This window comes from Acinetobacter sp. ANC_7682 (genome assembly GCF_056779795.1).
This window is the reverse complement of record NZ_JBWYIQ010000004.1, coordinates 36,996-51,230: the sequence shown is the minus strand read 5'-3', so window position 1 is coordinate 51,230 and position 14,235 is coordinate 36,996. Positions and strand designations below refer to the sequence as shown.

The window sequence follows — 14,235 nt, the reverse complement described above, 5'->3', positions numbered from 1 at the left end:
TCAGTTGCTTATTTTCCAAATATCTTATCATTATCACTCTTAAAGACATAAAAAACCCACTCAAACGGAGTGGGTTTTCAAAATATAGTCGCTAAAGTAAGGCTTATACTTTTTAATTCTAATTATAGACTCCATACTTTATAAAGATATCTGACGCATCCTTAATTACATCTCTACCCATCACAATATTTTCAAATTGATCTTTTTATGATTCAGTTAATCAGATTTCATTCTTCATAGTTCGTTACTATCTTATACCTCTAAAATTTTAAGACAATAAATTAAAAACTATAACTTAATATAAAAAACCATAGCTTTACACTTGGTTTTATTTTGAACAATTAAGGTCTATGATGAACTTATACACTTTTAAACAGAACGGTTAAAAAGGAGAACAACATGAGTTATCAAAATATCCTCGTTCCAGTGGATGGTTCTGAAGTAGCACTCAACGTCGTTCAGCATGCTGTTGAATTGGCTAAAGCATTTAATAGCAAAATTACTGTTGTTCAAGTGATGACACTCGATCCCTATATCGCAGCCGAATATCTCTCAGATGGGCAGTCAAATCTTTTAATTGAACGAGCACGAAAATTTATTGAAGACAACCTTGCTCAAGCTAAAACAAAGTTTAATGAATATGGAATAGATGTAGAGACTAAAATACTCGAAGGAGAAAGTATTCACCGCACCATAATGAAAGCGATTGATGAGCTTAATATTGATCTTATTGTTATCAGCTCGCACGGTCGCTCAGGATTCAAGAAATTAATTATGGGCAGTGTCGCACAAAGCCTCATCACTGAAGTCAATGTACCTGTTTTTGTCGTGAAGCAATAATATCTGATAGCTCCGTATACCATCATACGGAGCTACTCGAACCATCCAAAAATCTTGAAATCTATTTTGCCATTGTTAAACACAACTCCCTCTTCAATCAATCTAGCTTGCTGGCAATTAAAACCTTGATCATCCAAACGCTGATGACTAATTTTACCTTGTGCATTAATGACACGATGCCAAGGCAAATCGCTACTCACATCTAATTGATTCAACACACGACCAACCAAACGTGCATGTTTAGGCAGTCCGGACATCGCAGCAATTTGACCATAACTGGCTACTTTCCCATAAGGAATTTGTGATACTGTGGCCAAGATCAACTGTGCCATTTCCGCTGATACTGATCGATTCATCAATAATTGACCTATAGTTTATCGGATGATTGATTTGAGCAAATGCATTTCATAACAGACTCACTTAATCTAAATTTGCACAATAACAATACACAGAGAAATACAATGAAAAGGATATTTTCACACTTACTTGCTGCTTCAATTGCAGTCGGTACAATCTCTATTACATCGACAACTCAAGCCGCGCCAAGCAGTATAAATATACAAAATATTTTACAACAAGAACGTGCTTGGGCTGGACTGAATACCAAGCGCATTAAAGTCTCCGACATCGATTGGGCTTACAGTGAAGGTGGAACCAAAGGCAAACCAGTACTTATGCTTGTGCATGGTCTTGCAGGCAGTCGGGATAATTGGAACCGAGTCGCTCGCTATCTGACACCACATTATCACGTCATTATCCCTGATTTACCTGGACAAGGTGATAGTAAAGTAGCTGCAGATTTTGATTATTCAATTCCTAATCTGACAGAAAAATTACGTCGCTTTGCAGAAGCCATTCATGTTGATCAAAATCTAAATGTTGCCGGTCACTCCATGGGCGGAGCTGTAGCATTACTTTATGCGGCGCAGTATCCAATCGATACTAAATCATTACTACTCATTAACAGTGCAGGTGTATTTAAATCTGCCAATACGCCTTACTTAAAAGACCCAAACTTACTCAAAAATTTTATCGTTTCTAAACCTGGAGATTTTGATCGGTTATTTAAAATTGCTACGCAGCAACCTCCATTTATACCGAACGAACTGAAAGTCGAACAAGAAAAGCTCATGATATCCAATGTTACGAATAACACGAATCTCGTTGAGCAACTTATTCTCATGTCCAAATCATTTACACCTGAAACATTTGCGCTAGCGGCTCGTTCAATCGATCAACCAACACTCATCATTTGGGGAGATCGTGATCAAATTATTAATGTAGAAGCTGCAGCTGAACTTAAAGGATTACTGAAAAATGCTCAAGAGCCTATCATCTTAAAAGGTGTAGGTCATACACCAATATTGGAACAAGAACAAATCCTCGTACAACATTATTTAAATTTTCTTAATCTACTCAAATAAGTTATAGACAATGAATGGGACATCTTAGATGTTCCATTTTTGAGTTGACATTCTCTAATACCTGATGACTCTCTTTAGATATTACGGAGATATTAGCCATGGTAAATTCTCACTTATAAATTTTATTTTTATCGATCTTTCTACATCTAAGATACAAAAAAGATAGACACTATTATCTATAAGTGAGATTTGTATCACATTTTTAAGATTTAATGCGAATAGATTTTGCGTCTTTTATCAGCTTTTTGTAACCGCTCATCCACAATCAAAATATATACTTTATTTACAAACACTTATGACAAAAGAATTAATATTTTTCTTACTTTTAGGATATTTCAGGCCACCAAATTTCAAAGGCTTACTTATCATAATTTCTGCTATATTTAGTTTAACTACATACGGTAACTTGTTCACCTAACATTTTAATGTTAGTAAACTAGTATACTTTTCATTTTATATTGAAAATTAATACTTACTTTTTAGTAAGTTAAGAAATAAAATTTGCCTTAAATATGATGTAATTTTCACATTTTAATTTTATATTTCATCGATAAAATTCTGCGTAACTGAATAAAATATTTAAACAATATCACTGTTATCTTCTGCATTGATCATGCTTAATTCATAAAAATAAAGAGCAAGCACTATCATGCTTGCTTCAATTAAATATAATTTTTTTTAGAAATTTTCTGGATTTTCTAACTTCTTCACCTCTTCAGCTTTAGCGGGATGATGGACGATTGCCACACCATCATCAGAAGTCCGATCTAATATCACTTCAGGATTATAAATCGTAATAATCTCATTACCTTTACTATCTTCACCAACAATATATTTAAATCCTTTACGATTAAGCTTATTACATAATCGCTGATATATTCCCTTTAAGCCCTCTTTTTCCTCATTAGGATTGTAATAGAAAGCATTCATGACTGCTGGCAAACCTAAACCACATACTACGCCCGATAATAAAACAACAATAAAAGTATAACCAATCAAGATACTACTGTATTGCCTTAACTCTGGGACATTAGCAACCGCAAGAATTAGAGCCAATGAAATCCCCCCTCTTACTCCACCCCATGATAAAATTGCTAGGCTACCGTTATAGCTTTTCTTACGAAACGATGGGAAGAATGCAAAAGCCAGAAAGTTCGCAGCAAAACGTGAAATATGTAAAATTACAAATGCGATAATACCGCCAAGTATCATGCTGGCATTAAGATCAAGAATAAACAGCTCTAAACCAATTAAAGTAAATAAAAAAGAATTAATGATGCCTTCGACTGTATGCCAAAAGTGATTTACTTCTTGGATTTCACGATTTTGTAAAATTTCTTTCCATTTATTACCAACAATAAGTCCACCAATCACACATGCGATTGGTGCTGATGCATGAGCAAATAAAGCGACCAAATATGAACCACAAGCCAGTAAAGCTGTCGTTAGGATTAATGATTCCATTTCATGCTTCTCGCGAAGCAATCGTAAAATTCCCCAACCAAATACCAAACCAATAATTACAGCTACCACAATTTCATAAAGGAGTGTTTGTAGTGTCAATAACAGACTAAAATGCTCGCCTTCAAGCACATTCAACAATGTCATAAATACAGCGATACACATTGCATCATTGAACAGTGATTCACCCTCCAATTTCACCATTAAATGATGTGGTGCACGTACAGAACTGAGTACCCCTTTGATTCCGATTGGATCTGTAGCCCCTAAAGCAGAACCGAGTAATAAAAGTACGAGTATTGGTACAGGGTTACCAATCAAATATTGAAATCCAAATAATAATCCACCAAACAATGCTGCACACAAAACCAAAGCAATAGTGGCAAGAATACTAATTGGCTTCCAATACACTTTTAGATCAGACACTTTAAATTTCAATGCCGACGATGTAAGAATGAAGCAAATAACACCATTTACGAGAAAATCATAAAAATCAATATGACGAACTGCTTCTTCAATATTTGCCAAATTAATGGTGATAAAACGATTATCCCCTAATAAATTGGCAGCCCATTGCAGAATAAAGACAAAAATTGCTGAAACAATTGGCACCCCTATCGCTTGGGGAAAACCTAGAGTGCGTTTATTGAATATGGTGGTGGCAATTGAGAGGGCAAAAACCACTGTAAATACTTGGAGAAAAAAAAAGTTGCCCATTTTGCACTCTATGATATGTTTTCTTTAAATGAGATCATTTAAATTTTAAATGAAAAAACTATAGCCATTTATTTATTTTATATAAAGAATGTTTACTCGCAATCCCTTTTTTTTTAAAGATGTGTAGCCTTCCTAATAAATTATTTCATTAGCAGGCTACATGTACTAACTTTGCAAAAAAATCAATCGATTCTGCTTGGTAGATTTAGATTGAGGTATTGAATGTATCACATTGGTTCACATCACCTGTTTTCATGCCACGATCGAACCAATACATTCTTTGTTGGCTTGTGCCGTGGGTAAAGCTATCAGGAACCACATGTCCTCTAGCCTTTTTCTGAAGATAATCATCACCAATCTTATGCGCCGCATCCATTGCCTCTTCAACATCACCTTGCTCCAAGAATTGAGTTCGTTGATGTGTATCTTTTGCCCACACACCAGCTAGACAATCAGCTTGCAATTCCAAACGGACTGATAATTGGTTCCCTTGAGCTTCAGTAGCTCGTTGTCTAGCTTGTTGGACTTGAGTTGAAATACCTAAAAGATTTTGAATATGATGTCCGACTTCATGCGCAATCACATAAGCTTGTGCAAAGTCACCAGCAGCATTTTGTGTAGATAATTCTGATTGATTTCGCTCACCCGATATACCCAGTTGCTGACGCATACCTTTAAAAAAATCAGTATCAATATAGATTTTTTGGTCTGCAGGACAATAAAATGGCCCCATCGCTGACTGGGCTGTACCACAGCCTGAATTGACTACACCACTAAACATCACTAGTTTCGGTGCTTGGTATTGCATTCCCTGTTTTTGAAAAACGGTGGTCCATGTATCTTCAGTATCAGCGAGTACCGTACCAACAAATGCCGCTGTTTCTTGTTGCTCGGGTGTTGGGTTTTCAATCCCTATCGCTTGTTGCTGATTGTTAGAAGTCACTTGTTTAGTTGCCTGATAGGCTTGTTGTGGATCAACCCCAAAAAATTTCCAAGCAACAAATGCAACAACTAAACCGAGAATACTAATTCCACCAGCTTTAGCCCCACCGCCTCCACGGCGATCTTCTAAATTACTACTTACTCTCCGGCCTTTCCAACGCATAATCTCAGCCCTTTTTAATCATATAACTTCATATAATACGTTATTTCATCAAACTCTAAACTTTTCTAGCGTTCCATAGTTTTTGTATTCCTGAAACAACGACCAAAACAATAAGTCCTGCAATAAAACCTATGACAAAGTTTAAGAGCGTCGGGGTTAAAGCACCGATGATACTGCCTACATTTGGAATATGTTCAATATAATTGACTGAATCTTCAGTAAAATGATGAAATAATGGGATGGTATGATTAATAATACCACCACCAACCAAGAACATCGCGATTGTTCCGACAATGGTTAGTGTCTTCATAAGTTTAGGTGCAAAAGCAAGTAAGCCCTGACCAATTCTTTGTTTCAATGTAGACGTTTGTTTGACGAGATAAAATCCCAAATCATCAATTTTAACAATCATAGCAACTAAACCATAAACACCAATCGTCATTAAAATTGCGATGACTGACAAGACTGCAACCTTTATTCCAAAAGTAGCTGCTGCAACTGTACCCAATGAAATCACAATAATTTCAGCAGATAAAATAAAGTCTGTTCGTATCGCGCCTTTGATTTTATCTTTCTCAAAAGTTGCTAGATCTACATTTAAGTTTTCGAGTTCTTTTTCGGCCTGTTCAGATGTTTTAGCTTTTTTATGGTGTAATGAGTGAATTACTTTTTCTACACCTTCATAACATAAAAATAATCCACCTAACATCAATAAAGGATTTATAAGCCAAGGTGCAATCACACTAATTAATAATGCTAATGGAACCAAAATTAATTTATTAACAAATGAGCCTTTTGCAACAGACCAAACGACAGGCAATTCACGGTCGGCTTTCACACCACTAACTTGTTGAGCATTGAGTGCCAAGTCATCACCCAATACACCGGCCGTTTTTTTTGCAGCCATTTTACTCATCAGCGCAACATCATCAAGAATGGTGGCTATATCATCTAATAGCACCAATAAACTATTTGCCATTATTGTTATCCTTCTTTGTTTTTGGAATTTTATTCTTCTATTTCAATTTATTCTGTATCAACATTATTAATACTATCTCAAATAAGGCGTTTTTAATTCGATTCTTTCGATGCTTTATGCTGACATAAAAAAAAATAATGCCGTACAATATTACGAAATTTTAAAAATTCAGCCCTAGTGTTGATGACTTTGGTATAGAAAATGAGTAATCAAGATAATCGCCCTGTTATTTTGACAGGTGACCGTCCAACTGGACAACTTCATTTAGGCCACTTTGTCGGTTCTTTACGTTCACGAGTAGGTTTGCAAGATTCCCATCACCAACATCTATTATTGGCTGATGCACAAGCTTTTACAGACAATGCTGATAACTTCGAAAAAGTTAGACGTAATATTATTGAAGTTGCAACTGACTATCTCGCTGTTGGGATCGACCCGACAAAAACAACAATTTGCGTTCAATCAAGCTTGCCCGCTTTGAATGAGCTGACCATGCTTTATTTAAACTTTGTCACAGTTTCAAGACTAGAACGAAATCCTACGATTAAGTCTGAAATACAAATGCGTGGGTTCGAGCGTGACATCCCAGCTGGATTCTTATGCTATCCAGTTGCTCAAGCAGCTGATATCACTGCTTTTAAAGCATCGATTGTGCCCGTGGGTGAAGACCAAATTCCAATGATTGAACAAACAAATGAAATTGTTCGTCGTTTAAATCGTCAGATTGGTCAAGAGCTTTTGCCTGAATGTAAGGCACTGCTATCGAATGTTAGTCGATTACCAGGATTTGATGGTAAAGCTAAAATGTCTAAATCATTGGGCAATACAATTGTTTTAGATGCTTCTGATAAAGACATTAAAAAAGCGGTAAATGCTATGTATACAGATCCTAATCATCTTCGTATTGAAGATCCAGGTCAGGTGGAAGGTAATGTTGTATTTACTTATTTAGATGCTTTCGATCCAAAACCAGAAGAAGTAGCAGAGCTTAAAGATCACTATCGTCGTGGTGGTTTAGGTGATGGTACAGTCAAAAAACGCCTTGAAGGTGTTCTAAAAGAGTTGATCACGCCTATTCGTGAACGTCGTATGGAGCTTGCTAAGGATCCTGATTATATTATGGATATCTTAAAAACTGGTACTGACAAATGTCGTGATATTACGCAAGCAACATTAGATGAAGTTAAAGCTGGATTAGGTGTTTTTAAATTTTAATCCCTAAAAAATAAGCACACTTAAAGCCGCATCACATTGCGGCTTTTTTTTATGGCTATTTATTAGCCTATTTAAAATTAACCTTCAATCAAACTTATTAACGTAATCTTACACGTTTTAACCCGACTACCAATGAGTTGCTAAATGAAATTGAATATCATTTAATTACTGTTATGAATACCCCCAAAATTCATAACATTTCTCCTTAACCGAAACTGTGTAAGCAGATTCGTTGTTCTGCGCAGTGATCACCCCAATCACTGCGTATTTTTTTATGTTGAATCCATTCAAAATGAAATCAATATTATATAATTGATAATTACGTCACTTTATTTTATTATTTTGATTAAAATTTGATAAAAATTCTAATATCTATAAGAGACTACCCATGTGGGACATGTTTATAAATCCGTCAAATCTATTCTTCAGTATTAGTATCTGCTTGATGTTTTTTATAGGCATTCTTGAAGTCTTTCTATTAATAACAGGTCTCAGTAGTCAAGGATTTTTAGAGCAATTTCTACCTAGTTCATTAGATTCTTCTCCTGAAATGATCGTTGACCATCAATCTAGTATTTGGATTCAATTTTTAGATTGGCTTTATCTTGGACGTATTCCTGTATTAATTTGGCTGATCATCTTTCTCACGACCTTTTCAATTGTTGGCTTCTTAGCCCAATCTATCATCCATCATGTATTTGGATCATTTTTAACAGTCTGGCTCATTACTCCACTGGTACTTGTGGTCTGTATGCCATTCGTACGGCTATTCTCAAGATGGATAGTAAAGATCATCCCTAAAGATGAAACCACAGCAATTCATAGCGACGATTTAATTGGACTTCGAGCAGAAATCATTTTAGGCACTGCTCGACTGCACTATCCTGCGCAAGCAAAACTCAAAGATCGCTTTGGTAAAACACATTACATTTTAGTCGAACCTGAAGCTGACGAAATATTCGTACAAGGTCAGCAAGTCTTACTTACACAACGTAGTCTCAAAGGCTTTCAAGCAATTTCACAATAAATCAACTTAGAGAAAAAAATGTTTAGTTCAAGTTTTTATCAAATTATTATAATTGCAGGACTTATTCTCATTGCGCTGGTTGTCATCGGAACCATTATTGCAAGACTATATAAACGCTCAAGCAAGGAAGTTTCATTTGTCAGAACTGGTTTTGGTGGGGAAAAAGTTATATTAGGAGGCGGTGCAATTGTACTTCCTGTTTTACATGAAGTTATTCCTGTTAATATGAATACCCTTCGTTTAGAAGTTAAACGTGCAGCTGATCAAGCCTTGATTACGCGTGATCGAATGCGTGTAGATGTGATGGCTGAGTTCTATGTTCGTGTTAAGCCAACAGCTGAATCGATTGCTACCGCAGCACAAACTTTGGGTCAAAAAACCATGTCACCAAATGAATTAAAAGATTTGGTTGAAGGTAAATTTGTAGATTCCCTGCGTGCAGTAGCAGCAGAAATGGCTATGGAAGAGTTACATGAAAAACGTGTCGACTTCGTTCAGAAAGTTCAGCAAGTTGTTTCAGAAGATCTGTTCAAAAATGGTTTAGAACTCGAAACTGTATCTTTAACAGGTCTTGATCAGACCAGCTTTAAATTTTTTAATCCACAAAATGCATTCGATGCAGAAGGCTTAACAAAATTAACAGAGACCATTGAAGACCGTCGTAAAAAACGTAACGATATTGAACAAGATGCTGACTTAGCCATTAAAGCAAAAAATTTAGAAGCTGAACAAGCACGCCTTCAAATCCTGCGTGAAGAAGAATACGCAAAGATGCAACAAGAGCGTGAAATTTCGATTCGTAAAGCTGAACAACTTGCTGAAATCGCAACGCAAGAAGCTGCCAAAAAGCGTGAGGCAGAAGAAGCCCAAATCGCTGCAGAACGTGAAATTGAATTAAAACGTATTTCAGCTGCACGTGATGTCGAAAATCAAAATATTCAAAAAGCACAAATTATTGAACAAGCACAAGTAGAGCAAAAGAAAACCATTGAACTTGCGGAACAAGATCGCGCAATCGCGATTGCCGAGAAATCTCGTGCTGAATCTGAAGCCAAAGTACTTGCTGACCAAGCTCGTGCGCAAGCAGTGAAAGCCGAGGAAGAAGTTGTGACGGTTCGTGAAACACAGCGAGCTGAGCGTATTAAAGCGGTTGAACTTGTTGCTGCAAAACAGGCTGCAGAAACTGATGCTATTTCAATTACTGTCGCTGCCGAGGCATCAAAACAAGCTGCTGTAGATGAGGCTGAAGCTGTTCGTACTGCGGCTGAAGCAGAAGCTGAAAAAGTCCGCTTGAAAGCTAAAGGTGAAGCTGATGCTAAAATTCTTTTGGCTCAAGCTTTAGAAAAACAATACCAAGTCGATGCTGAAGGGACACGCGCAGTCAATGAAGCAAATAATATTTTGTCAAGTGAACAAGTTGAGATGCAAATTCGTTTGGCACTTTTGAAGTATTTGCCTGAAATCATCCGTGAAAGTGTTAAACCAATGGAAAATATTGATGATATCAAGATATTACAAGTGAATGGTCTGGGTGGCATTACTGGCGCCACAACTTCAGCTGATCAAGCAGATCTATCACAATCCGTTGCACTTTCAGATCAAGTGGTGAATAGCGCACTTAGATATCGTTCGCAAGCACCTCTTATTGACAGCTTAATGAGTGAACTCGGTATTCAGGGTGGGGACATCAACGGTCTTACACAAAACCTAAAACCTAACTCCAATTAATAATAAAAGCCCTGATTTTCAGGGCTTTTATTCGCTTTACTGCTAGCTATTGCTGTTCTTATTATTTTTAAGATAACAAATATTATTTTAGGATTGATCAGTTTTCCTTATCCGACGATCTCATGCATTTTTCTTTTACTCCTGCTTTAGCAATTGATGCAGTCACCTTATGACGTTTTGTATCTTTATTCTAGGCGCAATTTTTGCTGGATTTATTCAAGGACTCACAGGTTTTGCCTTCGCTCTTATTGCGATGTCTTTTTGGGTATGGATTCTACCGCCTCAGATCACCGCCCCCTTGGTCGTTTGTGCATCACTATGGTGTCATATCATTTCAATGTATAAAGAACCAAGAACCTTTATAAAGCCTTCTATCGTTTGGGTCTATATTATCGCTGGCTTAATTGGAGTACCTTTGGGTACTTTTTTGCTTCATTATATCAATGCAGACACGTTCAAATTACTACTTGGGATATTTTTATTAATTTGGTGCCCACTCATGTTCTTTAATCCGCAACTACATTGTTTAAAAGATACCAGACTCAGGATGGACGGCTTGATTGGTTTTTTGGGTGGAATTTTAGGTGGGCTCGGTGGATTCTGTGGTGCAATTCCCTCGGCTTGGGTGATGCTTAAACAACTTCCTAAACATGAGCAACGCAACATTCTTCGACATTTTAATTTTGCCATCCAACTGTTTACTTTGATCATCTATTTATTTAACCAGACCATTAACGTGAATCACTTGTCTTATTTGTGGATTTTGATCTTTGCAGTTAGCCTACCTACGATCATTGGTGCAAAAATTTTTTATCAAATATCTGAGCAAAAATTTAAATCGATTGTCTTAACTTTATTGTTTTTTTCAGGCTTTATTTTAACCTTAAACGCAATTTTCTTGTATTAAAAAGGCAGATTGTTCTGCCTTCTCCATATATTAACTGTTGTGTGAATATCGTTGGTCAACACTAAATTTTTCGGGGAATTTAGCTGAAATCTTTGAATAAAATTCCATAATTTCTGCCATATCCACTTCTATATCTCCAGTAGGATAAATAATTTTACCTACACCGCATTTTTTTTGACTGTAATCCATATATGCTAAAGCGATTGGGACATTCGCTGTAATTGCTACATGGTAAAAACCCGTTTTCCATTTTTCTTGTTTTGACCTTGTTCCCTCTGGCGTCACCAACATGACCAATTTTGGATGATCTTTAAAAAGATCTGCCATTAATTGCACCATGCTTGGTCTTTCCTCTCCCTCTTTCTTCGGTCGGCGATTAATTCCGATCCCTCCCATAGCCCGGACAAAAGGACCAAATGGAAACTTCATATAGCTGTCTTTAATTGTAATTCTGACATTTACACCTAAAGCTTTGAGCGCTAATCGCGCGTATAAAGCATCCCAGTTACTGGTGTGTGGTGCAGCAATCATGACACATTGGTCTAAATCTAAGGGCCAATGGTTATCAATTTCCCAACCTAATGCATTTAAACTCTGTTCAGCAAATTTTTCAAACATATAAATATACAAATGTAAATTTTCGGGATTGTAACAGCTTTGGCATTACTTTTATTCAAAATATGTATTAGGTTTTACTACCGCTGTTTTTCTATCTATACATCAATTAAATTGGCTCATGTATTTAGTTAAATAATTTCATTAACAATAAAAAAACCCTGCTTACGCAGGGTTTTTTTGAATCAGTTCAGTGCTTATGCAGAGAATTGGTTCATTGTATTTTTCGCATCGTCACCCGCTTTAAGCGCGTTGTCGCCAGCGAAGATTTCTTTGTGGTCATCACCGATGTCTGAACCAGCCATTGCTTGGTGTTTAACACAAGCGATACCGCCACGGATTTCTTTACGTTGTACACCAGCAACATAAGCCAACATACCTTCAGAACCGAAGTAACCTTCTGCAAGCTCATGTGTAGAAAGCGCAGCAGTGTGGTAAGTCGGAAGTGTAATCAAGTGATGGAATACACCTGCTTCACGAGAAGCATCAGCTTGGAACGTACGGATCTTCGCATCAGCATCAGCAGCTAATTCAGTATTGTCATACTCAGCGCTCATTAACTTAGCACGGTCGTAAGCAGATACGTCTTTACCTTCAGCAACCCAACGGTCGTAAGCTTGTTGACGGAAGTTTAACGTCCAGTTGAATGATGGTGAGTTGTTATAAACAAGTTTTGCATTTGGCACAACTTCACGTACACGGTTCACCATGTGAGCGATTTCTTCAACGTTTGGCGTTGCAGTTTCGATCCAAAGAAGGTCAGCACCGTTCTGTAAGCTTGTTACACAGTCAAGTACAACACGGTCAATTTGAGTACCTTCACGGAATTGATATAGACCAGAAGCTAAACGCTTAGGACGGTGTAATTTACCATCACGTTTGATTAGGATTTCGTCTTCTTGCGCTTCTGAAATATCAATTTCAGTGGTGTCTAAGTAGCTGATGTATTGAGAAGCGATATCGCCTGGCTCTTTAACCACTGGGATTTTTTGAGTCAAGTCAGCGCCTTCAGAGTCAGTACGTGCAACGATGATACCGTCGTCAAGACCCATTTCTAAGAATGCATAGCGAAGTGCATGGATTTTCGCAATGAAGTCTTCGTGTGGAACAGTTACTTTACCTGCTTGGTGACCACATTGTTTCGCGTCAGAAACTTGGTTTTCGATTTGAAGTGCACATGCACCCGCTTCGATCATTTTCTTCGCAAGTAAGTAAGTTGCTTCTTCGTTACCGAAACCAGCGTCGATGTCGGCAATAATTGGCACAACGTGAGTTTGGAAGTTGTCGATTTGTGAAGTAATTTCAGCAGCTTTAGCAGTGTCACCCGCTTCTTGCGCTTTTTTAAGTGCACGGAATAAGTCGTTTAATTCTTTTGCGTCTGCTTGACGTAAGAATGTGTAGATTTCTTCGATCAATGCAGGAACTGAAGTTTTTTCGTGCATAGATTGGTCAGGAAGTGGACCAAACTCAGAACGAAGTGCAGCAACCATCCAACCAGAAAGGTAGATGTAACGGCGTTCAGTAGTACCGAAGTATTTTTTGTTCGCAATCATTTTTTGTTGTGCGATGAAACCATGCCAGCAACCCAAAGATTGAGTATATTTGCTAGAATCAGCATCATAAGCAGCCATATCACGACGCATAATCGCAGCTGTGTATTTCGCAATATCTAAACCCGTTTTGAAACGGTTTTGAAGTTGCATACGTGCAGCATCTTCAGGACTGATGTCTGCCCAAGTGTTGCCGAATTTTGCTTTTAATTCGCGGATTGCATCAATCGCTGTTTGGTATGTAGTCATGATATTTTACCCTGTATATAATTTTAGGATTTATCAATCGAAGGACTAAATCTACTCGGTATTAATTGTTCAGATTTAGAGCGCTTCGTTGCTATGGACTTAGCTTAGATTGACTCTAGAAATTAATCCAATATTTTCGTTTAATTCTCAGTATTTATTTAAAAAATATGTAGATTAAAGTCGTAATATAAATGAAATACCATTCAATAAATTATTGATTTTAATAAAATTTATAAAATAAGTATTTGTACACTTTTAACACAATTTGAGTAATTCTTATTCATTAGACTTAAGTATCAAGCTCACCATTACGTTTATTTTTTCTTCAAACATCTTTAGATTTTACCGTTCAATTGACTTTTCTGACAGAGCATTATTAATAAACTGTTAGTTTTAAATGAATATTTTTTAAACTGTG

12 protein-coding genes are annotated in these 14,235 nt (G+C 36.8%); 6 read left to right on the top strand and 6 right to left on the bottom strand.

The window, feature by feature from the left end; all coding sequences use genetic code 11:
* The first annotated feature begins 399 nt into the window (after nucleotides 1-399).
* Entirely contained in the window at nucleotides 400-840 is a 441-nt protein-coding gene (locus AC1M9D_RS02640) for a universal stress protein (protein ID WP_180028116.1), read from the top strand.
* Nucleotides 841-872: 32 nt separating this feature from the next.
* On the opposite strand, the gene AC1M9D_RS02635 is transcribed toward AC1M9D_RS02640, so the two are convergent.
* Entirely contained in the window at nucleotides 873-1,196 is a 324-nt protein-coding gene (locus AC1M9D_RS02635; RefSeq protein ID WP_481611442.1) for an MGMT family protein, read from the bottom strand.
* A 105-nt stretch (nucleotides 1,197-1,301) separates the two neighbouring features.
* Here AC1M9D_RS02635 and AC1M9D_RS02630 point away from each other — a divergent pair, with 105 nt between their 5' ends.
* Entirely contained in the window at nucleotides 1,302-2,264 is a 963-nt protein-coding gene (locus AC1M9D_RS02630) for an alpha/beta fold hydrolase (protein WP_481611441.1), read from the top strand.
* A gap of 678 nt (nucleotides 2,265-2,942) precedes the next feature.
* Here AC1M9D_RS02630 and AC1M9D_RS02625 read toward each other — a convergent pair.
* The 3 genes from AC1M9D_RS02625 to AC1M9D_RS02615 form a co-directional block, all read right to left on the bottom strand.
* Nucleotides 2,943-4,442, bottom strand: coding sequence for a cation:proton antiporter (locus tag AC1M9D_RS02625; RefSeq protein ID WP_481611440.1), 1,500 nt, complete (start codon nucleotides 4,440-4,442; stop codon nucleotides 2,943-2,945).
* A 205-nt stretch (nucleotides 4,443-4,647) separates the two neighbouring features.
* Nucleotides 4,648-5,547 (bottom strand): KPN_02809 family neutral zinc metallopeptidase, encoded by a 900-nt coding sequence (gene ypfJ / locus AC1M9D_RS02620; protein WP_481611439.1) that lies wholly within the window; start codon nucleotides 5,545-5,547, stop codon nucleotides 4,648-4,650.
* Nucleotides 5,548-5,602: 55 nt separating this feature from the next.
* Nucleotides 5,603-6,526: a DUF808 domain-containing protein gene (locus tag AC1M9D_RS02615; protein WP_481611438.1), complete on the bottom strand. Its 924-nt coding sequence runs from the start codon at nucleotides 6,524-6,526 to the stop codon at nucleotides 5,603-5,605.
* A gap of 201 nt (nucleotides 6,527-6,727) precedes the next feature.
* Between AC1M9D_RS02615 and trpS the strand changes: the two genes are divergently transcribed.
* The 4 genes from trpS to AC1M9D_RS02595 all read left to right on the top strand — a co-directional run bounded on the left by trpS (nucleotide 6,728) and on the right by AC1M9D_RS02595 (nucleotide 11,403).
* Nucleotides 6,728-7,741 carry a tryptophan--tRNA ligase gene (gene trpS / locus AC1M9D_RS02610; RefSeq protein WP_481611437.1) on the top strand — a complete coding sequence of 338 codons (1,014 nt, stop codon included), beginning with the start codon at nucleotides 6,728-6,730 and terminating at the stop codon, nucleotides 7,739-7,741.
* Nucleotides 7,742-8,129: 388 nt separating this feature from the next.
* Entirely contained in the window at nucleotides 8,130-8,768 is a 639-nt protein-coding gene (locus AC1M9D_RS02605) for a YqiJ family protein (RefSeq protein WP_481593582.1), read from the top strand.
* Between the two features lie 18 nt (nucleotides 8,769-8,786).
* Nucleotides 8,787-10,496 carry a flotillin family protein gene (locus tag AC1M9D_RS02600; RefSeq protein WP_481611436.1) on the top strand — a complete coding sequence of 570 codons (1,710 nt, stop codon included), beginning with the start codon at nucleotides 8,787-8,789 and terminating at the stop codon, nucleotides 10,494-10,496.
* Between the two features lie 169 nt (nucleotides 10,497-10,665).
* The gene (locus AC1M9D_RS02595; RefSeq protein ID WP_481611435.1) at nucleotides 10,666-11,403 is read left to right on the top strand and encodes a sulfite exporter TauE/SafE family protein; all 738 of its coding nucleotides are present in this window, start codon (nucleotides 10,666-10,668) and stop codon (nucleotides 11,401-11,403) included.
* Between the two features lie 30 nt (nucleotides 11,404-11,433).
* Here AC1M9D_RS02595 and AC1M9D_RS02590 read toward each other — a convergent pair whose 3' ends face one another.
* Both AC1M9D_RS02590 and AC1M9D_RS02585 read right to left on the bottom strand, forming a co-directional pair.
* A complete protein-coding gene (locus tag AC1M9D_RS02590) occupies nucleotides 11,434-12,021 on the bottom strand; it encodes a 1-acyl-sn-glycerol-3-phosphate acyltransferase (protein ID WP_180028109.1) in 588 nt (195 codons plus the stop codon).
* Between the two features lie 194 nt (nucleotides 12,022-12,215).
* Nucleotides 12,216-13,817: an isocitrate lyase gene (locus tag AC1M9D_RS02585; protein ID WP_035267987.1), complete on the bottom strand. Its 1,602-nt coding sequence runs from the start codon at nucleotides 13,815-13,817 to the stop codon at nucleotides 12,216-12,218.
* Nucleotides 13,818-14,235: the final 418 nt, after the last annotated feature.